At 72.5% G+C, this 19,707-nt stretch carries 18 protein-coding genes and 2 tRNA genes; 5 read left to right on the top strand and 15 right to left on the bottom strand.

The genetic code is table 11. The features are described 5' to 3' along the window. Nucleotides 1-218 precede the first annotated feature (218 nt). The 10 genes from ACIHAA_RS07790 to ACIHAA_RS07745 form a co-directional block, all read right to left on the bottom strand. Nucleotides 219-291 (bottom strand) — tRNA-Ala (locus tag ACIHAA_RS07790). A gap of 142 nt (nt 292-433) precedes the next feature. After that, on the bottom strand, nt 434-667 hold the full coding sequence (locus ACIHAA_RS07785) for a hypothetical protein (RefSeq protein WP_016643127.1): 234 nt from the start codon (nt 665-667) through the stop codon (nt 434-436). Nucleotides 668-670: 3 nt separating this feature from the next. Further along, nucleotides 671-844 carry a hypothetical protein gene (locus ACIHAA_RS07780; RefSeq protein WP_399814270.1) on the bottom strand — a complete coding sequence of 58 codons (174 nt, stop codon included), beginning with the start codon at nt 842-844 and terminating at the stop codon, nt 671-673. 364 nt (nt 845-1,208) lie between these two features. Continuing rightward, nucleotides 1,209-1,281, bottom strand: a tRNA-Ala gene (locus tag ACIHAA_RS07775). Between the two features lie 94 nt (nt 1,282-1,375). Then, nucleotides 1,376-2,044, bottom strand: a complete 669-nt coding sequence (locus tag ACIHAA_RS07770) for a histidine phosphatase family protein (protein ID WP_399814268.1) — start codon at nt 2,042-2,044, stop codon at nt 1,376-1,378. After that, on the bottom strand, nt 2,041-2,496 hold the full coding sequence (gene rsfS / locus ACIHAA_RS07765; RefSeq protein ID WP_399814266.1) for a ribosome silencing factor: 456 nt from the start codon (nt 2,494-2,496) through the stop codon (nt 2,041-2,043). The genes ACIHAA_RS07770 and rsfS overlap by 4 nt, the downstream gene beginning before the upstream one ends. A gap of 109 nt (nt 2,497-2,605) precedes the next feature. Continuing rightward, entirely contained in the window at nt 2,606-4,354 is a 1,749-nt protein-coding gene (locus tag ACIHAA_RS07760) for an LCP family protein (protein ID WP_399814264.1), read from the bottom strand. 16 nt (nt 4,355-4,370) lie between these two features. Beyond that, nucleotides 4,371-5,033 (bottom strand): nicotinate-nucleotide adenylyltransferase, encoded by a 663-nt coding sequence (nadD, locus tag ACIHAA_RS07755; RefSeq protein WP_399814263.1) that lies wholly within the window; start codon nt 5,031-5,033, stop codon nt 4,371-4,373. A gap of 81 nt (nt 5,034-5,114) precedes the next feature. Next, nucleotides 5,115-5,270 (bottom strand): hypothetical protein, encoded by a 156-nt coding sequence (locus ACIHAA_RS07750; RefSeq protein ID WP_399814261.1) that lies wholly within the window; start codon nt 5,268-5,270, stop codon nt 5,115-5,117. 171 nt (nt 5,271-5,441) lie between these two features. Further along, entirely contained in the window at nt 5,442-5,594 is a 153-nt protein-coding gene (locus tag ACIHAA_RS07745) for a hypothetical protein (protein ID WP_399814259.1), read from the bottom strand. A gap of 161 nt (nt 5,595-5,755) precedes the next feature. Here ACIHAA_RS07745 and ACIHAA_RS07740 point away from each other — a divergent pair, with 161 nt between their 5' ends. Next, nucleotides 5,756-7,039, top strand: a complete 1,284-nt coding sequence (locus ACIHAA_RS07740; RefSeq protein ID WP_399814257.1) for a M48 family metallopeptidase — start codon at nt 5,756-5,758, stop codon at nt 7,037-7,039. A gap of 118 nt (nt 7,040-7,157) precedes the next feature. Here ACIHAA_RS07740 and ACIHAA_RS07735 read toward each other — a convergent pair whose 3' ends face one another. The 5 genes from ACIHAA_RS07735 to proB all read right to left on the bottom strand — a co-directional run bounded on the left by ACIHAA_RS07735 (nt 7,158) and on the right by proB (nt 12,195). Then, nucleotides 7,158-8,225: a hypothetical protein gene (locus ACIHAA_RS07735; RefSeq protein WP_399814255.1), complete on the bottom strand. Its 1,068-nt coding sequence runs from the start codon at nt 8,223-8,225 to the stop codon at nt 7,158-7,160. 108 nt (nt 8,226-8,333) lie between these two features. Continuing rightward, nucleotides 8,334-8,975 carry a hypothetical protein gene (locus ACIHAA_RS07730; RefSeq protein ID WP_399814253.1) on the bottom strand — a complete coding sequence of 214 codons (642 nt, stop codon included), beginning with the start codon at nt 8,973-8,975 and terminating at the stop codon, nt 8,334-8,336. Between the two features lie 94 nt (nt 8,976-9,069). Then, entirely contained in the window at nt 9,070-10,356 is a 1,287-nt protein-coding gene (locus tag ACIHAA_RS07725) for a glutamate-5-semialdehyde dehydrogenase (RefSeq protein WP_399814251.1), read from the bottom strand. A 60-nt stretch (nt 10,357-10,416) separates the two neighbouring features. After that, nucleotides 10,417-10,902, bottom strand: a complete 486-nt coding sequence (locus ACIHAA_RS07720) for a hypothetical protein (RefSeq protein WP_399814249.1) — start codon at nt 10,900-10,902, stop codon at nt 10,417-10,419. 165 nt (nt 10,903-11,067) lie between these two features. Continuing rightward, nucleotides 11,068-12,195, bottom strand: coding sequence for a glutamate 5-kinase (gene proB / locus ACIHAA_RS07715; RefSeq protein ID WP_399814247.1), 1,128 nt, complete (start codon nt 12,193-12,195; stop codon nt 11,068-11,070). A gap of 494 nt (nt 12,196-12,689) precedes the next feature. Here proB and ACIHAA_RS07710 point away from each other — a divergent pair, with 494 nt between their 5' ends. The 4 genes from ACIHAA_RS07710 to ACIHAA_RS07695 all read left to right on the top strand — a co-directional run bounded on the left by ACIHAA_RS07710 (nt 12,690) and on the right by ACIHAA_RS07695 (nt 19,621). Continuing rightward, on the top strand, nt 12,690-16,034 hold the full coding sequence (locus ACIHAA_RS07710; RefSeq protein WP_399814245.1) for an ALF repeat-containing protein: 3,345 nt from the start codon (nt 12,690-12,692) through the stop codon (nt 16,032-16,034). A gap of 83 nt (nt 16,035-16,117) precedes the next feature. Next, nucleotides 16,118-16,507, top strand: a complete 390-nt coding sequence (locus ACIHAA_RS07705) for a hypothetical protein (RefSeq protein ID WP_399814243.1) — start codon at nt 16,118-16,120, stop codon at nt 16,505-16,507. A 290-nt stretch (nt 16,508-16,797) separates the two neighbouring features. Further along, nucleotides 16,798-17,337, top strand: coding sequence for a hypothetical protein (locus ACIHAA_RS07700; RefSeq protein ID WP_399814241.1), 540 nt, complete (start codon nt 16,798-16,800; stop codon nt 17,335-17,337). A 79-nt stretch (nt 17,338-17,416) separates the two neighbouring features. Beyond that, nucleotides 17,417-19,621 carry a S1 family peptidase gene (locus tag ACIHAA_RS07695; protein WP_399814239.1) on the top strand — a complete coding sequence of 735 codons (2,205 nt, stop codon included), beginning with the start codon at nt 17,417-17,419 and terminating at the stop codon, nt 19,619-19,621. Nucleotides 19,622-19,707 lie beyond the last annotated feature (86 nt).

The following is a 19,707-nucleotide window of genomic DNA, read 5'->3' as shown; positions in this document are numbered from 1 at the left end:
TCGCCCCGACACCCCCCCCCCCCCCCCCCCCAGGTAAAACTCCGCGGGCGGGGCCCCCCCCCCCGGGGCCCCCCCCCCCCCCGCCCTTTCCGGGCGCCGCTCACGGGCTCCCGTCACGACGGGACGACGTGACCACGGGAGGACAGGGCGGCGGGAGGACAGGGTGGCGGTACGACGAAGGCGGTCCATCCGATGGGATGGACCGCCTTCAATTCCTGTGGAGCTAAGGAGAATTGAACTCCTGACCTCCTGCATGCCATGCAGGCGCTCTACCAACTGAGCTATAGCCCCTCGCGGCCATGCGGCCGGGCCGCATGCTTCCGTGTCGCCCGGTTCCCCCGGCGGCGACGCCAACATTACACGGTCCACCGGGTGAAACACCAAATCGTTTCCCCGGCGCCCCCGCACGCGACCGGATGTCCCGGCCCACGGGTCAGGCCGTGGCGAACGAGTAGAAGCGTTTGAGTGTGCAGTGCTCGTCGAGGAGGCGGCCGTAGATCGGCTCGCCCTCCAGCTCCCGGTAGGTCTCGATCGGGTCGCCTTTTATGATCAGCGCCCGCGCGCACTCCTCGCACCAGTACTGGTAGTCCGGGTTGACCGGCTCCATGTCGCGGACGATCGGTGTGCCACTGCCGCACCAGTCGCACTTCCGCCTGTGTGCACCCATCGATCAGCTCCAGCTGTGGCCGCAGGCCGTGCACACGTAGGAAATGCCACCGTTGTCACCGAGGACCTGGGCGACATGGGACGAGCCGCAGGAAGGGCAGCCGAGGCGGGTGGCACTCGGGCGTTCCACCGCCACTGCGGGGCGGTCGTGAACCTCCCCGCGGATGCTCGCAGGCATCGCTACTCCCTCCCGTCGGGCCGCGCCCCCTTCCGGCCGTTTGATTCTGCCACGGCCGGGCCAATACGGTCAGCGACGCCTTCGTACCGGTCCGGACACTCCTCCCCGGTCCCGGCCGCCGGGACCGGTGTGCGGGCGGGCGGGAAGCGCGTCCGCAGAGGTATACGCCCCGGGGGGCCCAAGTGACTCAAGCCGGTGCCCTCGCATTCCTCCCCGCCCCACCGCGAGATGACACGGGATCAGGCCGAACCGGAGGCGGGTGACCTGGGTCACGGTGACACGAAGGGGCCGGGAATGAAAAAATCCCGCCCCTTGCGGGACGGGATCTTCGCACGAACTTCGACGACTGGAGAGTGTCGAGCTGTGGAGCTAAGGAGAATTGAACTCCTGACCTCCTGCATGCCATGCAGGCGCTCTACCAACTGAGCTATAGCCCCTCGCGTTCTTCCCGTCTGGCGGGCCGAACAAGAAGAACTTTAGCCTGCGACCTGCCGGAAAGTGAAATCGAGCCCCGCGTCCGGTGAGCAGCCGTCAGTCGTCGTCGCCGAGGACCGGTTCCGGCAGGGTGCCCGCGTTGTGCTCCAGGAGCCGCCAGCCGCGCGCGCCCTCGCCGAGCACCGACCAGCAGCAGTTGGAGAGACCGCCGAGGCTCTCCCAGTGGCGGGCCTCCAGGCCGAGCAGCCGTCCGATGGTGGTGCGGATCGTGCCGCCGTGGCTGACCACCACCAGGGTGCCGTCCTCGGGGAGCTTCTCGGCGTGCCGCAGCACCACGGGGGCGGCGCGGTCGGCGACCTCGGTCTCCAGTTCGCCGCCGCCGCGGCGGACGGGCTCACCGCGCTTCCAGGCGGCGTACTCCTCGCCGTGGCGGGCGATGATCTCCTCATGGGTGAGGCCCTGCCAGACGCCCGCGTAGGTCTCCCGCAGGCCTTCGTCGAAGGTGACGGTCAGGCCTGTGAGGGTGGCCAGCTCGGCGGCCGTGTCCACGGCCCGCGTGAGGTCGGAGGCGATGATGGCGTCCGGCTCCAGGGAGGCCAGCAGGCGGGCGGCGCGGCGGGCCTGGCCGACGCCGGTCCCGGTCAGCTCGACGTCCGTGGAGCCCTGGAAGCGGCGCTCCACGTTCCACGAGGTCTGTCCGTGACGCCAGAGGATGAGGCGGCGGCCCCGCCCCTTCCTGCCGGTGCCGGCGCCGGGGAGGGTCACCGCAGTTCCCCGCCCAGCTCGGCGTTGAGCGCGGCCTCACCGGCGGCCTGCCGACGGGCGTGCTCCTCGGCCTTGCCGCGGGTGGCCACGGCGTCGGCGGGCAGCTCCAGCTCGGGGCAGTCCTTCCAGAGCCGCTCGAGGGCGTAGAAGACGCGCTCCTCGCTGCGCTGGACGTGGACGACGATGTCGACGTAGTCCAGCAGGATCCAGCGGGCGTCGCGGTCGCCCTCGCGGCGCACGGGCTTGGCGCCCAGCTCCTTGTTGAGCCGCTCCTCGATCTCGTCGACGATCGACTTGACCTGGCGGTCGTTGGGGGCGGAGGCGAGCAGGAAGGCGTCCGTGATCGACAGCACGTCGCTGACGTCGTAGGCGATGATGTCGTGCGCGAGCTTGTCGGCGGCCGCCTGAGCGGCGGCGGCGATGAGCTGCTGGGAGTGGTCCGTGGCGGTCACTACATGGCTTTCGGTCGGCGGTCGGTGATACCCCAAGGGTCTCACGGACCGCCGACAGCAACCCCCTGTGTTTAAAGGGGTACCCCTCGCACCCGGTGTGTGGTCCGCGTCACGAGGTCGTCCGGTAGTCCCTGCCGAGGACGACGGAGACGTTGGCGTTCGACGTGACCTGGCCCTTCTGCACCGCAGTGCCGGGCAGCCCCAGGGTCTTGGCGACCTCGACGGCGTTCTCCTTGTCGCCGTCGGCGGCGTAGGTGACCCGGGACAGGGACCCGGCGGCTCCCGTGCCCGCGTCGACAAAGGTGTAGCCGCCGTTGACGAGGACGACCCGAGCCTGCTCCGTGGCGGCCTTGGCGCCGGTGGCGTTCTGGATGCCGACCCGTACGGCGTCGCCCGCCTGCGGGCTCTTCACGGTGCCGCCGAGGAGGGTCTTGACCACGGTGTCGGTGGCGTTCTGGCCGACCGAGCCGTCGGACTGGACCGGCAGCAGCGCGGTCTTGTAGGCGCTCTCCTTGGCGCGGTCGGCGAGCTTGGCGAGGAAGCCGCCGAGGTCCTTGTCGGTCAGCGGCGGGTCGAGGATCTGGGCGAGGGTCTGCACGGTGGTCGTCGCGGCCCCCGGGTCGGAGGACATCTTGCGCAGCACGCCCTGCATCACCTGGCCGAACCGCTCCAGCTGGGCGTCCTGGGACTCGCCGGGGGCGCGGTAGGTGGCGTAGGCGACGGCCATCTTGCCGCTGAGGGTCTGGTCCTGCCCCTTGTGCACCAGGGGCTCGCTGCCCTTCTTCTTGCTGCCGGGGTCAGGCACATCGGCATCGGTGGTGACCTCGATGCCGCCGACGAGTTCGACGAGGTTGTCGAGGTAGGGGGTGTCCAGGCGCCAGGAGCCCTCGATCTTGGTGCCCAGGGCGGAGTCGATGGAGTCGCTGGTGCCGGAGGAGCCGTCGTCGGCGACCGACTTGGCGAGGGTGGTGGTGGAGCCGTCGTCGGAGGTGAGCGCCAGGGAGTTGGGCAGCAGGACGGTGGCGCCCTGATGGATGGTGGTGTTGTCGACGAGCAGCGCGGTGGAGGTGCCGCCGCCCCGGGTGTTGTGCAGGTGGACGACGAGCACATCGCGGTTCTGGGCGCCGGTGGGCGTGGTGGCGGCCGATGCGCCGCCCGAGGAGGTGCCGGGCAGCAGTCCGGCGTACCAGAGATAGCCGACACCGCCGACCGCGGCCAGGACGAGGACCACGACCAGGGCGACGACCCGGCTGCGGGCGCGGCGCTTGGCCTCCTCGCGGCGCTCGGTGCGGTTCTCGGTGAACTTCAGCCAGTCGATGACGTCTTCGGGGTCGCCGTCGGGCTCCTCGGCGAAGGCGTACTGCTCGGAGCCGTCTTCCCGGTCACCGGACGGCTCGGCGCGGGCCTCGCCCTCCTGGAAGGCGGCCGGGTCCTCGGGGTGCCCCGGGGAGCCGTCGGCCGGGCGCGCCTGCTGGGGGATGCGGGCGGTCTGTTCGGCAACACGCGGCTGCGGTGCGCCGGTTGGGGTCCGGCCGTACGGGTCGTAGGTGTCGGCCGGGGCGGTGCCGTACGGGGCGTAGGTGTCGTACGAGGCGGTGTCGTACGGGGAGGCGGCGGGCCGGGTGCCGGTGTCGTGGGCGGGGCCCGGCTGGTGGTACGGCGACGGGGGCTGCTGTCCGCCGCCGTAGGGGTCGTAGCCGTAGCCCTGGGTCCCCTGGTGCTGCTGGGTGCCGTAGGGGTCGTGGCCCTGCGGGGTGCGCTGCTGCGGCACCTGCCGGTACACGGGCTGCCCGAACTCGTCGTAGCCGACGAGTTCGTACGGGTCGCCGCCCGCGTACCCGTCGTATCGGTCGTTCACCGGTGCCCCTCTCGGCTCACTCGCCGCGGTACAGCTGCCGCTTGTCGATGTAGCGCACCACACCGTCCGGCACCAGGTACCAGACGGGGTCGCCGTTGGCGACTCTCGCACGGCAGTCTGTGGACGAGATGGCGAGCGCGGGTACCTCGACCAGCGAGACGCCGCCCGCGGGCAGTCCGGGGTCGGCCAGGGTGTGGCCGGGGCGGGTGACACCGATGAAGTGCGCGAGCGAGAACAGCTCGTCCGTGTAGCGCCAGGTGAGGATCTGGCCCAGCGCGTCGGCCCCGGTGATGAAGAAGAGGTCCGTGTCCGGGTTCAGCGCCTTCAGATCGCGCAGGGTGTCCGTGGTGTAGGTGGGGCCGCCGCGGTCGATGTCGATCCGGCTGACCGAGAACTGGGGGTTCTCGGCAGTGGCGATGACCGTCATCAGATAGCGGTCCTCGGCCTCGGAGACCTGGCGGTCGCTCTTCTGCCACGGCTGGCCGGTGGGCACGAACACCACCTCGTCGAGGTGGAACTGCGCGGCGACCTCGCTGGCCGCGACGAGGTGCCCGTGGTGGATCGGGTCAAACGTTCCGCCCATGACGCCGAGCCGACGCTTGCCGGGGTTCGACGGCCCGTTGCCGGGGCCGGTGCGTACGGCCTTCGCCGGACCGGTGGGCATGTGCTGCTCTCCCATGCGTGCAGACCCTACCGGCCCGGCCCGCGGGCACCGGCCGACAGGCCCCCGCGGACGGCCGGGACCGTGCCCGCGCGGGGCTCAGCGGTCGCGGTTGAAGCGGGTGGTGATCCACAGCAGCAGGAGCAGGATGACAAAGGCGGCGCCGCCCGTCATGAAGGGGCTGATGCTCGCGTGACGCTCGGTCTCGCCCTCGGCGAGGGTGGCCAACTGGGCAGCGGTGCTGTGCAAGCTCATCTTCGGCAGAACCTATCCGGTGTGGGCGGAATAAAGACGTCGGTCCATCGTATGCGGGGGCCGTCGCGCCGATCACGCCGACTCCGCCGTTTCCGGCCGACTGCGGCGCGGTGGACGGGCCGGGGCGGGCCGCTCGGCCGCCGCTACGGCATGCGGAGGCCCGCCCGGGCGTCACTTGCGCTTGTAGCCGCGCAGCAGGAACCACGCGGTCAGGATGCAGCCGAAGAACATCACGATCAGCACGACGCGGAGCAGATCGCCCGAGCCCTGTCGGTCGGCGGCCGCGGCGGCCTCGGTGAGCCAGGCGGCGGGAATGTGCTCCATGGTTCGTCGCTCCTTTCGGTGAGCTGCCCTGCCACGGTATCTCCGCCTAGGCTGGACTCCGCTTCGGGGGCACCGGTCGCCGCTGTCCACGCGGTCCCTTTCGAGCGGCGCCCCGGTGATCCGGCAGGGACCGGCCGCGTGATCGACCACATGGGGGAAACATGTCTGACGACGATCTGGGGCGGACGGCCTACGGCCATGGGGACGGCTCCGAGCCGGGCAGGCGGCGCAGGCGCTTTCCGGGGATCTCCTCGCGCGCCTACGAGCACCCGTCGGACCGCTCGGCCCTGGTGGCCCTGCGCAGGCTCAGCGGCTTCGACACGGTCTTCAAGGTGCTCAGCGGCCTGCTGCCCGAGCGGAGCCTGCGGCTGCTGTTCCTCTCCGACTCGGTGCGGGTCTCCCCCGCGCAGTTCGCCCATCTGGACGCCATGCTGCGGGACGCCTGCGACATCCTGGACCTGGAGCGGGTCCCGCCGATGTACGTCACCCAGGACCCGCAGCCGAACGCGATGTGCATCGGTCTCGACGAGCCCATCGTGGTCGTGACCACGGGGCTGGTGGAGCTGCTGGACGAGGAGGAGATGCGGGCGGTCGTGGGCCACGAGGCCGGGCACGCGCTGTCCGGTCACGCCGTCTACCGGACCATCCTGCTGTTCCTGACCAGCCTCGCGGTCCGGGTCGCCTGGATCCCGCTGGGCAATCTCGCGATCATGGCGATCGTGACCGCGCTGCGGGAGTGGTTCCGCAAGTCGGAGCTGTCGGCCGACCGGGCCGGGCTCCTGGTCGGGCAGGACCTCGGAGGCTCGCTGCGGGGCCTGATGAAGATCGCGGGCGGGAACCATCTGCACGAGATGAACGTGGACGCGTTCCTGGAGCAGGCCGAGGAGTACGAGGCCGCGGGCGATCTGCGCGACTCGGTGCTGAAGATCCTGAACGTGCTGCCGCGGACGCATCCCTTCGCCACGGTCCGGGCGGCCGAGCTGACGAGGTGGGCCGGTTCCCGCGACCACCAGCGGATCATGGACGGCCACTACCCCCGGCGCGGCGAGGACGGGGACACCTCGGTGTCGGACTCCTTCCGCCAGTCGGCGGCGCACTACGCGAGCGGGGTCAAGCAGTCCAAGGACCCGCTGATGAAGCTGGTCAGCGATCTGGCGGGCGGCGCGGGCGACCTCGGGGACCGGGTACGACGCGGCTTCGGGGGTCTGGGTGGCTTCGGAGGGTTCGGGGGCGGTGGCGCCAAGGGCGCCGAGGACTCCCAGGGGGCCAAGGACTCGGACGTCAAGGACTCGAAGGACACCGATGCCAAGGGGGCCAAGGGCGAGGGAGGCGTCCCGTACGACCGGGACACCCCGCACGGCCGGGACGGCGGGCACGACCGGGACGGCCGCTCCGGGGGCTCGTGCCCGGGCGGCGGCCACCCGGACGAGGAGGGCCGGGACTAGGACGGCCGCCCCCGGGACGGCCCGGGTCCTCTGGGCCGGGCCGTCCCGGGGGCGGACGGAGCCGGGGAGGGAAGGGGCCGGAAGCGGAGGGAGCGGGGCAGAGGGAGCGCGGGGGGCGTCAGATCTTCGGTTCCGCGCTCGCCGCCAGGGTGCCGCACACGGCCGTGGCGCCGCCCGTCTCGTAGGGGTCGGTCCCGGCCGGTCCGCCCGGCGTGGCGGTCTGGCCCGCGAGGAGCGGGCGGAGGCGGTCCACGCTGCCCTCGGCGCAGGCGAGCGGGCCCGCCTGGACCGAGGAGGTGACCAGCTGGGCCTGGTGCAGCCGCAGGTCGTCGCGGTCGAAGCGGAAGGTCAGCTCGCGGCGCACGGTGAAGAGGGAGGCCTTGGCTCCCGCGCCCGCACCGGCCGGTCTGAGCGCGTAGACCAGGGTGTGGTCGGCGGTGACCTCCAGGGTGTCGGAGCCGGTCTCCGACGCTTGGAGGGTGCCCTCGACGCGTATCCGGCGGTCGGCCAGCCGCACCCGCGCGGGGTCGAAGCGGACGAGCCAGCCGGTGGACGCGTGCCGTCCGTCCGCGGCCGGTTCCGCGAAGCTCCGGTCGAACTGGTCGAGCTGCTCGGGGGCCAGCAGGACGCGCACCGTGCGGACGGTGTCACCGGTGAGGACGTCCGGGTCGAGCGAGGACTCCACGAGGTAGTCCTTGGCGGTGGTGAGGGCGGCGAGGACCTGGCTCTCGGGGAAGTGCGCGGTGCGCCGGACGGCGGGCAGGGCGAAGCCCTGGGCCCCTACGGGGAACGCGGCGGCGGGGCTGTGCGCGTAGAGGGTCTCGGGGTCGGTGGCGCCGGGGACCGCGGACTGGGGGGCCAGGGGTATCACGGTCATCCGCAGCGGCTCGGCGAGCTGGGCCCCGGGCGCCCGGGCGGGGTGGCGGACCCCCATGTAGACGGCCGTGCCGAAGGCCAGCGCCATCAGCAGGATGAGGATCAGCGCCTGCCGGTGCGGTCCGCGGCGCAGCGCCGGGCGGCGGCGTACGGCGGGGGCGTGGTCGGCGATCCGCTCCCGCGCGGAGTACTCCTGGAGGCGGGCAGCCCGGATGAACGACTCGTCGAACACGACGGATCGGTATTCGTCCTCGCCACCGCCGGGAGCACCCTCGGGCGTCCCCTCGGGTGGGTCTCCGAGCCCGCCCATACTGTGAGAGTAGGTCTCGGGGCGGCCGGGTAAACGCCCTGTTCCCCGACAACTTCTGACAGGTTCTCACCAAGTTTTCGGATGGGTGCCGAGGAGTGGCGGACCGGGTCAGGGTGTGCGGGGTACGGCCGAGAAGGCCGGGCGCGAGGGGGTCGCGGAGGTCGAGGGGGCCGGGCCCGCGCTGGTCTCCCGGCCCTGCTCCAGGCCCGTGGTGGCGGGCGGGGGCATCTCCTGCCGTCCGGAGGAGCCGCCCCGGTAGACCGCGGTGAAGGCCAGGGCGACCATGCCTATGCCCATCACCAGGGCGAGCATCCAGGCGACCGGGCGGTGCCAGCGCGCTCCCTTGCCGTAGGGCCTGCCCCAGGTCCTCAGGGGGCCGTAGCGGCCGTCCAGGTCGTCGTCCGTGCCGTCCAGGCCGTCCAGGTCCCCGAGGGGGCCGAAGCCGCCGTCCTCGCCGGGGCCGTAGCCGTCGTCGTAGCGCTCGTCGTCGCCGTGGGAGCCCCGGGCGCGCGCCCGGCGCGACTCGGCCTCCTGGGCGGCCGCGCGGGCCTCGGCGGCGGCGAGGAGTCTCTCCACGGCCGTGGGCTCATGGACCACGGCGGCCCTGACGAAGGCCTCGTCGAAGACCACGGAGGGGAACTCTTCGTCCCTGCCTCCGCGGTCGCGGTCGTCGTCGGGCTCCCGGCCGTCAGCGAACGGCGTGCCCCCCACGTCCTCCGGCACGGATCCAGAGTAGACCTGGGGGGTCAATTTGGGCAGACGGTAAGGAAATTCATCCGCCTGGCGAGACGGGACGCGCAGCTGGTTGCCCGGGGCAACGGATCAGGCTCCCCGGGGCGCGCGCTCAGGGCCGTACGTGCCCGTCGCCGGTGACGATGTACTTGGTGCTGGTCAGCTCCGGCAGGCCCATCGGGCCCCGGGCGTGCAGCTTCTGCGTGGAGATGCCGATCTCCGCGCCGAAGCCGAACTGGCCGCCGTCCGTGAAGCGCGTCGAGGCGTTGACGGCGACCGTGGTGGAGTCGACCAGTCGGGTGAACCGGCGGGCCGCCTGCTGCGAGGAGGTGACGATCGCCTCGGTGTGGCCGGAGCTCCACAGCCGGATGTGCTGCACGGCCTTGTCCAGGGAGTCCACGACCGCGGCGGCGATGTCGTACGACAGGTACTCGGTGTCCCAGTCCTCGGTCGTGGCCCCCACCACCGTGGCCCGGGAGTCCTTGGCGTACGCCAGCACCCGGTCGTCGGCGTGGACGGTGACCCCGGCGTCGGCCAGGGCGTCCAGGGCGCGCGGCAGGAACGCGGGGGCGATGTCCTGGTGGACGAGGAGGGTCTCGGCGGCGTTGCAGACGCTCGGCCGCTGTGCCTTGGAGTTGATCAGGATGCCGATCGCCATGTCGATGTCGGCGTGGGCGTCGACGTAGACATGGCAGTTCCCGGTGCCCGTCTCGATGACCGGGACCGTGGACTCCTCCACCACCGTGCGGATCAGGGAGGCGCCGCCGCGCGGGATCAGCACGTCGACCAGGCCGCGGGCGCGCATCAGCTCGCGCACCGACTCACGGCTCTCGCCGGGGACGAGCTGGACGGCATCGGCGGGCAGCCCCGCACCGCCCACCGCGTCGCGCACCACCCGCACCAGCGCGGTGTTCGACTCGTAGGCGGAGGACGAGCCGCGCAGCAGCACCGCGTTCCCGGACTTCAGGCACAGGGCGGCGGCGTCGACCGTCACATTCGGCCGGGCCTCGTAGATGATGCCGACGACACCCAGCGGGACGCGGACCTGGCGCAGGTCGATGCCGTTGGGCAGGGTGGAGCCGCGGACCACCTCGCCGACCGGGTCGGGCAGGGCGGCGACGGACCGCACATCGGCGGCGATGGCGCGGATCCGCTCGGGGGTGAGCGTGAGGCGGTCGATGATCGACTCGCTGGTGCCGGCCTCCCGTGCCTTGGCGATGTCCTTGGCGTTCGCCTCGACGATCTCGGCCGTACGGACCTCCAGCGCGTCCGCGACGGCGAGCAGCGCGTCGTCCTTCTCGGCCCGGGGCAGCGGCGCGAGGTCGGCTGCGGCGGCCTGGGCGCGGTAGGCGGCCCGGGCGACCGGGGACATGGAGTCGTACGGGGAGAGCGTGGTCATGGGGGAAGGGTAGTGCGCCGGGCGCGGCTGTCCGGCGCGTGTCCCACCCCCCGAGACGGCTCAAAACGGGTGAACTCCGACGGGGGTCGCCCTGGCCGGTCCGTATCCCTCGGCGACCCGCTGGTGGTAGGTGTCGCGGTCGACGACCTCCAGGCCGACGATCTCCCAGGGCGGCAGGCCCGCGGTCCTGCGGTGCTCGCCCCACAGGCGCAGCGCGACCGCGGCGGCGTCGTGCAGGTCGCGGGCCTCCTCCCAGTAGCGGATCTCCGCGTGGTCGCCCGCGTAGCGGCTGGTCAGCAGGAAGGGGTGGTCGTGGGCGAGCTGTTCGAGGGCGCGCCGCACCTCCGTGAGCGGCGCCTCGCTCCCCGCCAGGCTGAGCGTGACATGCCACAGCCGGGGGGCGTCCGCGGGCCCCTCGTAGGTGTCCCCGGCCGCGACGCTGGTCAGTGCGCGTTCCTCGCCCGGCCCCCGGGGGGCACCGCCGCGAGCGGTGCCGGAGGGGCCACGACCGCGGGACGTCGCCGCCCCAGGGCGCACTCGTCTCACGACGGCCTCCTTTGCAGTGCTCGTACGGAACGGATACCCGAGACAAAGTTGAGCAGGCCGCACGAGTCCGCGGGGCGGTTTTACGGAACGTCCCCCACCGGGCGGGCCCCCGGGGAGGCCCTTTCGAGCCGTCGCGGATGCCGCGGGGTGCCGCGGGGGGTGCCGCTACGGGTGCAGAAGGACCAGGTCGTCCCGGTGGACGACCTCGCGTTCGTAGGCGGGGCCGAGTTCGCGCGCCAGTTCCCTGGTCGAGCGGCCGATCAGCCGGGGGATCTCCTTGGCGTCGAAGTTCACCAGACCGCGCGCCACCGCCCGGCCCTGCCCGTCGCGCAGTTCCACGGGGTCCCCCGCGGTGAAGTCGCCCTCGACCGCGGCGATTCCGGCGGGCAGCAGAGAGGTGCGGCGTTCGACGACCGCGCGGACGGCACCGTCGTCGAGGGTGAGCGCGCCCTGCGGGGTGGAGGCGTGCTGGAGCCACAGCAGCCGGTCGGCCGAGCGCTTGCCGGTGGGGTGGAAGTAGGTGCCGGTGTCGCGGCCCGCGAGGGCATCGGCGGCGTGCACGGCGGAGGTGAGCACCACCGGGATGCCGGCCGCCGCCGCGATCCGGGCCGCCTCGACCTTGGTGACCATGCCGCCGGTGCCGACGCCCGCCTTGCCCGCGCTGCCGATCTCCACCTCGGCGAGGTCTCCGGGCCCCCGCACCTCCGCTATCCGTGAGGTGCCGGGCCTGCCGGGGTCGCCGTCGTAGACACCGTCCACGTCCGACAGGAGGACCAGCAGGTCGGCGTGGACGAGGTGGGCGACGAGCGCCGCGAGCCGGTCGTTGTCGCCGAAGCGGATCTCGTCCGTGGCGACCGTGTCGTTCTCGTTGACGATCGGCAGCGCGCCCATCGCGAGCAGCTTGTCCAGGGTGCGCGAGGCGTTGCGGTGGTGGGCGCGGCGGCTGGTGTCGTCGGAGGTGAGCAGCACCTGTCCGACGCGGATGCCGTGGCGGGCGCAGGAGGCGGTGTAGCGGGCCACCAGCAGGCCCTGGCCGACACTGGCGGCCGCCTGCTGCCGGGCCAGGTCCCGGGGGCGGCGGCGCAGTCCGAGGGGGGCGAGACCGGCGGCGATGGCGCCGGAGGAGACCAGGACGATCTCCCGCTCTCCCCCGCTGCGGTGTTTGGCGAGGACATCCACCAGGGCGTCGACGCGGTCGGCGTCGAGCCCGCCCGCGGCCGTGGTCAGCGAGGACGAGCCCACTTTGACGACGATCCGGTGGGCCTCGCCCACGGCCTGCCTTGCCCCTGCCACCTTGTCTGCTGCCCCTCGCGTCGGTTCACCTGCCCAGAAATCTACGCGAAGGGGACCGCCGGCGCGCACCCGTCCGGCAGGCGGACGGGATCGTCCGGGGACGCGGGGGCGGGCAGGCCGCGGTCGCCGGGGCGGGGCGGGGGCCCGGGAGCCGGGCCGCGCAGCCCCCACGCCCGGGCCGGGCGGTGCCGGGCCGGGCAACTCCGCTCTCTTCAGCATGCGTTCACGCTCCGCGCCACTCAATAAACCAGTGACAACCCGTCAAACCCAGCCAAAGGCAAACGTGTTCTTTGTCATTCGTTCACAGAGGCCCAACGAGTGGTCAACAATCTCTTCACTTGCGTAATATCTCGGCGCGCTTTGTCGTGTCCCTGGCCACAAGCCCGAACTTCCGCACCCCCGGAGGGACATGTCTACGGCGGACCACGAGTCTGCCCGCCGGTGTGCCGCCGCAGGCGCGCACGGCCGCCGGGCACCGATACCGAAGGACCACTTTGGACACCACCTACTGGAGCAGGCGGCGCGTGCTCGGCGCCCTCGCAGCCACCACGGCCGTCGCGGCGACCTCCAGCCTCGTCCTCAGCCCCGTGTCGGCCTGGGCCGACACCACTCCGTCCGGCGGTGACGACGGGGATCCGCTCAACCTGCCCGACACCGACCGGGCGAAGGCCGTCCAGGCCTGGCTGCTCGGCGGCCCGGCCACCCGCGCCGCCGCGGAAGCGGCGCTGAGCGGCACCGACACCGACATCCAGACCTTCCTGACGGCGGACCTGCCGCGGGCCTCGGCGGAGGACAACCGGGTCGCCGTCCTCACCGCCCTCGCGGGCGGCGGTACGGGCACCCGGCGGGACGCCTCCGCGGCACTCGACGGCGGCGACTCGGCCATCGCCGACTACCTGGGCGGCGGCTTCCACAACGGCATCCTGGAGGACCTGCGGGTCGCCACCACCACCGTGATGGGGGCGGGCGACAAGGCCGTGGCCCGCGACGCCGGTACGGCGCTCGACGCGGGCACCCAGGACGCCCTGGCGCAGTTCCTGCTCGACGGGCAGTACACGGCGCGCGAGGAGGACATGCGCTTCGCGGCCGTCAAGCTCACCGTCAACGCGGGCCCCGAGGTGCAGAAGTACGCCAACCGGGCGCTGTCCGGCAGCGCCGAGGACGTCGAGTGGTTCCTGGACCCCGGCCAGCACATCGCCCGCGCCCGTGACCAGGAGTCCGCGACCATCGACGAACTCGTCGCGGTCGTCGAGCGCGAGGGCAAGAAGGCCGACGCGAAGACGAAGGAGGCCCAGGAGGCCGCCGCCCGTGCCGCGACGGCCGCCGCGAAGGCCAAGGAGGCCGCGCTGAAGGCCGCCGCGGAGGCCCAGGCGGCCCAGAACGACGTGATCAAGTCGGGCAAGGCCGCCCGCAAGGCGGCCGAGGCCGCCCAGGGTGCGGCCGACTCGGCCCGCGTCGCCATCCGCGCCTCCCGCGCCGCCGTCGACGCCTCGCGCCGCGCCGCCTACGCGGCCACCGCGGCCAGCCAGGCGGCCGCCACCGCGGGTGGCGCCGCCGCCCAGGCGTACAACGCCGCCATCGCCGCGTCCAAGGACGCCACCAAGACGGCCGCCGCCAAGAACGCCGCCGTGGCCGCGCGCAACGCCGCCGCGAAGGCCCGCAGCGCCGCGAAGGCCGCCGACGCCGCCAAGGTCTCCACGGACCAGTCCAAGGCGGCCAGCGCCTCCGCCGCGTCCGCGGCCCGTGACGCGGCAGCCGCCGCGTCCGCCTCCGCCACGGCTGCCGCCGCCGCGGGGGCCTCCGAGGCCGAGGCCGCGGAGGCCAAGCGGCAGGCGCAGATCGCGAGCGACAACGCCCAGATCGCCACCAACGCCGCGGGCACCGCCCAGGCTCTGGCCAACACCGCCTCGTCGGCGGCCGCCGACGCACGCGACGCCGCGAACAGCGCGGCCGACCACGCGGACAAGGCGGCGGACGCCGCCGAGTGGGCCGTGAAGTACGCGGGCAAGGCCCTCGACTACGCCAACAAGTCCACCGACTTCGCCAACGAGGCCACCAAGGCTGCCAACACCGCCCTCGACGCCGTGAGCAAGGCGGTCACGGTGGAGCAGCAGGCGCGGGACGCCGAGTGGCAGCGCCTCGACCAGGACACCAAGCAGGCGCTGGCGGAGGCCCGCCTGCTCGCGCAGATCGAGGACGGGGAGCGGGCGGAGTACGCCGAGAAGCGCAGCCAGGCCGCACAGGCCGGCCAGGCCACGCTGGACCTCTTCGCCAAGGCTGAGACGGCACTTCGGGGCGGCGACCTGGGACTGGCCGCCACGCTCGGCCGCCAGGCGGCCATCGCCGTGATGAACTCCACCGGGACCTGGTCGCGGGAGGCCGCCCGGTTCGCCCTGTCCGGGGCCGATGCCGACATCCACCGCTGGATCGACACCGACCGCCGGCTCGCCCAGCGCCAGGACGACCTGGAGACCTCCCTCTACATCGCCCAGGTCTCCTCCGCGGACGTGGCCGACGCGGCGGCCCAGGCGCTGGCGAGCGACGACCCGGACGCCGGTACCGCCTTCCTCGGTTCGGGCGTCCTGGCGGCCGCGGCCACGGACAACCGGGTCATGATCCTCCGCGTCCTGGCGGGCAGCCCCGGCAAGGCGGTGACGAAGGCGGCGAACGACGCGCTCGACGCCGCCACCCCCGAGGCACTGCACCAGTTCCTCAGCACCGGGTACGAGGCGGCACTGCGGGACGACGACGGGGTCGCCACCGCCGCCCTGATCGACAAGGGGGGCCCGTACACCAAGGCCCACGCCCAGGTCGCGATGGAGGGCCCGGCGTGGATGCGCCGCAACTTCATCGCCTCGGTGCAGTACAAGACCGCCCAGCTCGACTACGACTCCGCCGCCCACATCGCGGCCGTCCAGGGCGCCATCGCCGCCGCCTCGAAGATCGCGAACAAGGCCGCGGAGAGCGCCAACTACGCCCAGCAGGCCGCGGCGAAGGCGCGCAACTCGGCCACGGAGGCGGCGAACTGGGCGAACAAGGCCACGCAGTCCGCGAAGAAGGCCGACGACTACGCCACGCAGGCCGACGCCAACGCGGACGCCGCCGACAAGTCGGCGGCGAGCGCCCAGGCCTCGGCCGACCAGGCCAAGCAGGCGGCCGCCAGGGCCCGCACGGCCTCGCGCTCGGCGAACTACTCCGCCAACCGCGCGGTGGACGCCGCGCAGAACGCCCGGGCCTCCGCCAACGCCGCCCAGGCCTCCGCCAACTCCGCCCGTGCCTCCTCGCTCCAGGCCCAGCAGGACAAGGCGGTCGCGGCGGCCGCGGCGAGCGAGGCGAACCGGATCGCCACGGTGAAGCGCCGGGCCGAGCTGGCGGAGAAGGCCCGGCAGGCGGCCGCGGCCGCGCGGCAGGCCAAGGCGAGCGGACAGAACCCGGCCGACACCGCCGACAACGACTCGGTCAAGGGCGGTCTTCCCTGGTGGAAGAAGGACTCCCGCTGGCTGGCCAACGCCACGAACGACCTGAGCATCGGCACCGGCCTCATCGCGGCCGGTCTCGGTCTGGCGGGCCTGGCCTTCCCGGTGCTCGAACCCGCGGCAGCCGGATTCGGTACGGCCTCGGTCGTGCTCGGCGGGGTCAGCGCCCTGTTTACCGGCATCGGCTACGGCTTCACCAGCTCCGAGTTCAAGTCGTCCGCCGCGAGCGCCGCCCTGGGTCTGATCACCTTCGGCCAGTCGAAGTGGATCGGTGCCCTCGGCGCGGGCAAGGTGGCCACGAAGGTGACGCAGTTCGGACACGACCTCGTCTCACCGGTCACCGGACTTCTGAGCCTTTTCTGACGGGCCCGCCCGCTAGAATCCGGAAGTAAAAGGGTCGGCGGCTCGATGCCGCCGGCCCTTCTTCACCGCGGAAAGGACCACTCATGCTCGCCCGGCTTCCACTGCCCTGGCTGCTCCTGCTCGCGGCCTTCTCCACCGTGGTTCTCGGCCTCGGCGTGCAGTGGGTGTTCAGACGGCCGAAGGCATTGGTGCTTTACCTTGTCATTTCCGCGGGATGCTGCCTCGGAATGATCGCGGTGGGAGCCCGCCAGTATCAGCACTGGAATACCGCGCAGATGCTGATCCTCTACTCGTTCAGCTGGCTGGGGCTGGCCATCGGCTTCTTCCCGTCCAGGAAGGTGCTGCGTCGGCACGCCGAGGACCAGCGGCGCGGCATCAAGCCGGAGAGCACCGGAGACTCGGCCATCCGTCAGGCACCTCTCCTGGCCTCCGTGCTCCTCATGGAACTCCTGGGATTCCTTCTCTCGAACTGAGCCGCCGTTTTTTGCCGCATCATTTGCAGCGCCGACCACAACCCTGAACCGGGCGTGACCAACCTCATACCCGGGCAGCCGTTTTGCGTCCCATTTAACCACTTTACGAAGTAGACAGACACTCTTCACATAAGGTTTTATTGGCGCGTTCGTTCAACGGAATCCGGACCGACCGTCAGCATGTCGTGGCGGGGATGCGGGGGAAACAGAATGCCGATTCCGGTTGCCTTCTCTTCCATGCCCAAAACGTGCTCGCGCTCGTTTTCCGGAGGCGAGAGTTAAGGATCGCGATGAAGGCACGCGCCATCACGGCAGGGCCCCTGCGCAGAAGACTCATAGGCACCGCCGCCCTTGCGGCCGCGGGCGCCCTGACCTGGGTCGCCGCGCTGGGCGGCGGAGCGTCCACCGGCAAGGGCACCTCCTCCGCGGCGGTCGCCCCCGTCGCCAGTGAGGCCCCCGGCTACGCCGTGGAGAACTTCAACTACCCCGGGGCGGACAAGATCCTCGCCGAGAAGAACATCGTCCTCAAGCGCGGCGACGGCCACATCACCCTCGCCGACTGCGCCAGCGGCACCGGCTTCCTGGAGGTCTGGGCGCGCAGCAAGGACAGGGTCTGCTTCCAGGTCACCGGCAACTCCGGCTGGCTCACCCTGGAGATCCCCGCCGTCTACGCCGTCCGCGGCAACGACTACGCGGCCCAGGTCGACATGACCGTCGGCACGGAGGAGAAGAGCTTCGACGTCGCGAAGAACACCTGGACCGCCGTCGGCGAGAGCGCGGACCCGCAGGGCCGCAGCCACATGCTCGTGGAGATCAGGACCTCCAAGTAGCGCCCCGCACGGCCCCGTTCGCGGGCCGGTCCACCCGGGAGCCTCCGTTCCCGGCACCTCACGTCCAAGGAAACACGTCATGCGACACACCAGACATGTGCGCCTCGCCGCGCTCGCCGCAGCCCTGATCGCGGGCCCGGTCGCGGTTTGCGCCGCGCCCGCGTCCGCCGTCACCGGCACGGCCGCCACCGACTCCAGCCTCAGCGCCACCGCCCAGGTCATCGTGGGCGACCACGACCACGGCTGCTCCGGCGTGCTGGTCGACCCCGAGTGGCTGCTCACCGCCGCCAGCTGCTTCGCCGACAACCCGGCCGTGAGCCTCGCGGTGCCCGCGGGCAAGCCGAAGTCCCCGACCACCGCCACCATCGGCCGCTCCGACCTCAGCGGCTCCGACGGAGCGGTGCGCGACATCGTCCAGCTGGTCCCCCGTACCGACCGCGATGTGGTCCTGGCGCGCCTGAACCGGCCGGTCACCAATGTCGCCCCCCTCCCGCTGGCCAGCGCCGCCCCCGCCGCGGGCGAGGAGCTGAAGTTCGCCGGGTACGGCCGCAACAAGACCGAGTGGGCGCCGCTGAAGCTGCACACCGGCGCGCTGACGGTCGACTCGGCCGCGGCCACCACGGCCACGGTCACCGGCAAGGACGGCGCGGCTGCCTGCATGGGCGACTCCGGCGGCCCCGTGGTCCGCACCACCGGCGGCACGCCCCAGCTGGTGGCCCTCAACAGCCAGTCGTACCAGGGCGGTTGCTACGGCACCGACGCCTCCGAGACCCGCACCGGCGGTATCGCTGCCCGCGTCGACGACCTGGGCTCCTGGGTGACCTCCACCGCCGGTGCCCCCCGGATCACCGACTTCAACTGCGACGGCATCGAGGACACCGCCATCGCCGACCCCAAGGCGACCGTCGGCGGCAACGACGGCGCCGGTGTGGTCCGGATCGTCTACGGCGGCGGCAAGGGCACCGCCGAGATCAACCAGGACCTGGACTGGGTGTCCGGCGGCGCCGAGGCCGGCGACTGGTTCGGCGAGGCCATGACCACCGTCGACTACAACGAGGACGGCTGCACCGACCTGGTCGTCGGCACCCCCTCCGAGGACCTGGACAAGGCCACCGACGCGGGCATGGTCGACCTCCTGTACGGCGCTCCGGGCGGTATCGGCACCGGTGCCACCAAGAGCACCCACTTCCAGCAGGGCGCGGGCAACGGCTCCCTGAAGGGGTCCACCCCGGAGACCGGCGACCGCCTGGGCCAGGCCCTCACCGCCGGGACCACCGCCGCGGGCGAGCCGTACATCGTGATCGGCGCCCCCGGTGAGGCCATCGGCAAGCTCGCCAAGGCGGGCATGGTCTTCTATGTGCACGGTGACACCAACATCGGCATCGACCAGGACAGCACCGGTGTCCCGGGCTCGGTCGAGGCGGGCGACGGCTTCGGCAGCACCCTCGCCTCCGACGCCAACCACCTGGTCGTCGGCGCCCCCAACGAGGCCATCGGCTCCGACGCCGACGCGGGCAACCTCGCGGTCTTCTCCCAGAAGCTGAACTCCGAGGGCCGTCCGACCGCGCTGTTCGGTCTCGACCAGGACCTGGACACGGTCGGGGGCGCCGCCGAGGCCGGTGACCAGTTCGGCCGGTCCCTGGCGCTGGTGCCCTACCGCCCGTCCGGGGCTGCGGCCGCCACCGACTCCATCCTCGCCGTCGGTTCGCCCGGTGAGGACCTGGCCATCGACGGCGCCAACAAGGCCGACGCGGGCACCGTGATGACCTTCCGGATCACCGCCGCGGGTACCTTCAGTCAGCTCAACACGTACTACTCGGGCTCCGCCACCGACGAGATGGTCGGCTCCTCCGAGGCGGGCGACCACTTCGGGCAGACCCTGGCCGCCGTCAACACCGCGCCGCGCGCGGTGAGCACCCCGGCCACGATGAAGCTGGCCGTCGGCATCCCGGACGAGGCCATCGGCACCACGGCCAAGGCCGGTGCCATCACCATGTTCTCGCTGCTCGGCTCCCGCGGTGACAACAACCGCTGGATCGAGGCCGGTACCTCCGGCATCCCCGGCCCGGCCGGTGCCGACCAGCACCTGGGCATGAGCATCCACTTCACCGGCACCGAGCTGTACGTGGGCATGCCCTACGGCCCGTCCGGCTACGGCACCGCCTACGGCCTGCCGATGTCCAACGTGACCGCGGGCGGCACCAACGCCGCGGTCACCACGTACCAGCCGGGCAAGGGCGGCCTCCCGGCGGCCGGCGGCCGCTTCGGCTACGTCGTCCGCTAGCTCCGCCCGCGTCCACCACCGGACCACGACGAGGGGGACCGGCCCTGTGCGGGCCGGTCCCCCTTGTCATGTGCCCCGCCCGTCAG

The sequence above is a fragment of the Streptomyces sp. NPDC052040 genome (genome assembly GCF_044548405.1).
In the GTDB taxonomy this organism is placed as follows: Bacteria; Actinomycetota; Actinomycetes; order Streptomycetales; family Streptomycetaceae; genus Streptomyces.
The sequence above is the reverse complement of the archived record's forward strand: the minus strand, read 5'-3'. Positions and strand labels throughout refer to the sequence as shown.

Bases quoted from the DNA above. Each gene is read 5' to 3' on its own strand.
- ACIHAA_RS07725 (WP_399814251.1), bottom strand. From the start codon at position 10,356: ATGACCACGCTCTCCCCGTACGACTCCATGTCCCCGGTCGCCCGGGCC.
- ACIHAA_RS07740 (WP_399814257.1), top strand. From the start codon at position 5,756: ATGTCTGACGACGATCTGGGGCGGACGGCCTACGGCCATGGGGACGGC.
- ACIHAA_RS07735 (WP_399814255.1), bottom strand. From the start codon at position 8,225: ATGGGCGGGCTCGGAGACCCACCCGAGGGGACGCCCGAGGGTGCTCCC.
- ACIHAA_RS07705 (WP_399814243.1), top strand. From the start codon at position 16,118: ATGCTCGCCCGGCTTCCACTGCCCTGGCTGCTCCTGCTCGCGGCCTTC.
- ACIHAA_RS07745 (WP_399814259.1), bottom strand. From the start codon at position 5,594: ATGGAGCACATTCCCGCCGCCTGGCTCACCGAGGCCGCCGCGGCCGCC.
- ACIHAA_RS07700 (WP_399814241.1), top strand. From the start codon at position 16,798: ATGAAGGCACGCGCCATCACGGCAGGGCCCCTGCGCAGAAGACTCATA.
- ACIHAA_RS07780 (WP_399814270.1), bottom strand. From the start codon at position 844: ATGCCTGCGAGCATCCGCGGGGAGGTTCACGACCGCCCCGCAGTGGCG.
- ACIHAA_RS07695 (WP_399814239.1), top strand. From the start codon at position 17,417: ATGCGACACACCAGACATGTGCGCCTCGCCGCGCTCGCCGCAGCCCTG.
- nadD (WP_399814263.1), bottom strand. From the start codon at position 5,033: ATGGGAGAGCAGCACATGCCCACCGGTCCGGCGAAGGCCGTACGCACC.
- ACIHAA_RS07785 (WP_016643127.1), bottom strand. From the start codon at position 667: ATGGGTGCACACAGGCGGAAGTGCGACTGGTGCGGCAGTGGCACACCG.
- ACIHAA_RS07750 (WP_399814261.1), bottom strand. From the start codon at position 5,270: ATGAGCTTGCACAGCACCGCTGCCCAGTTGGCCACCCTCGCCGAGGGC.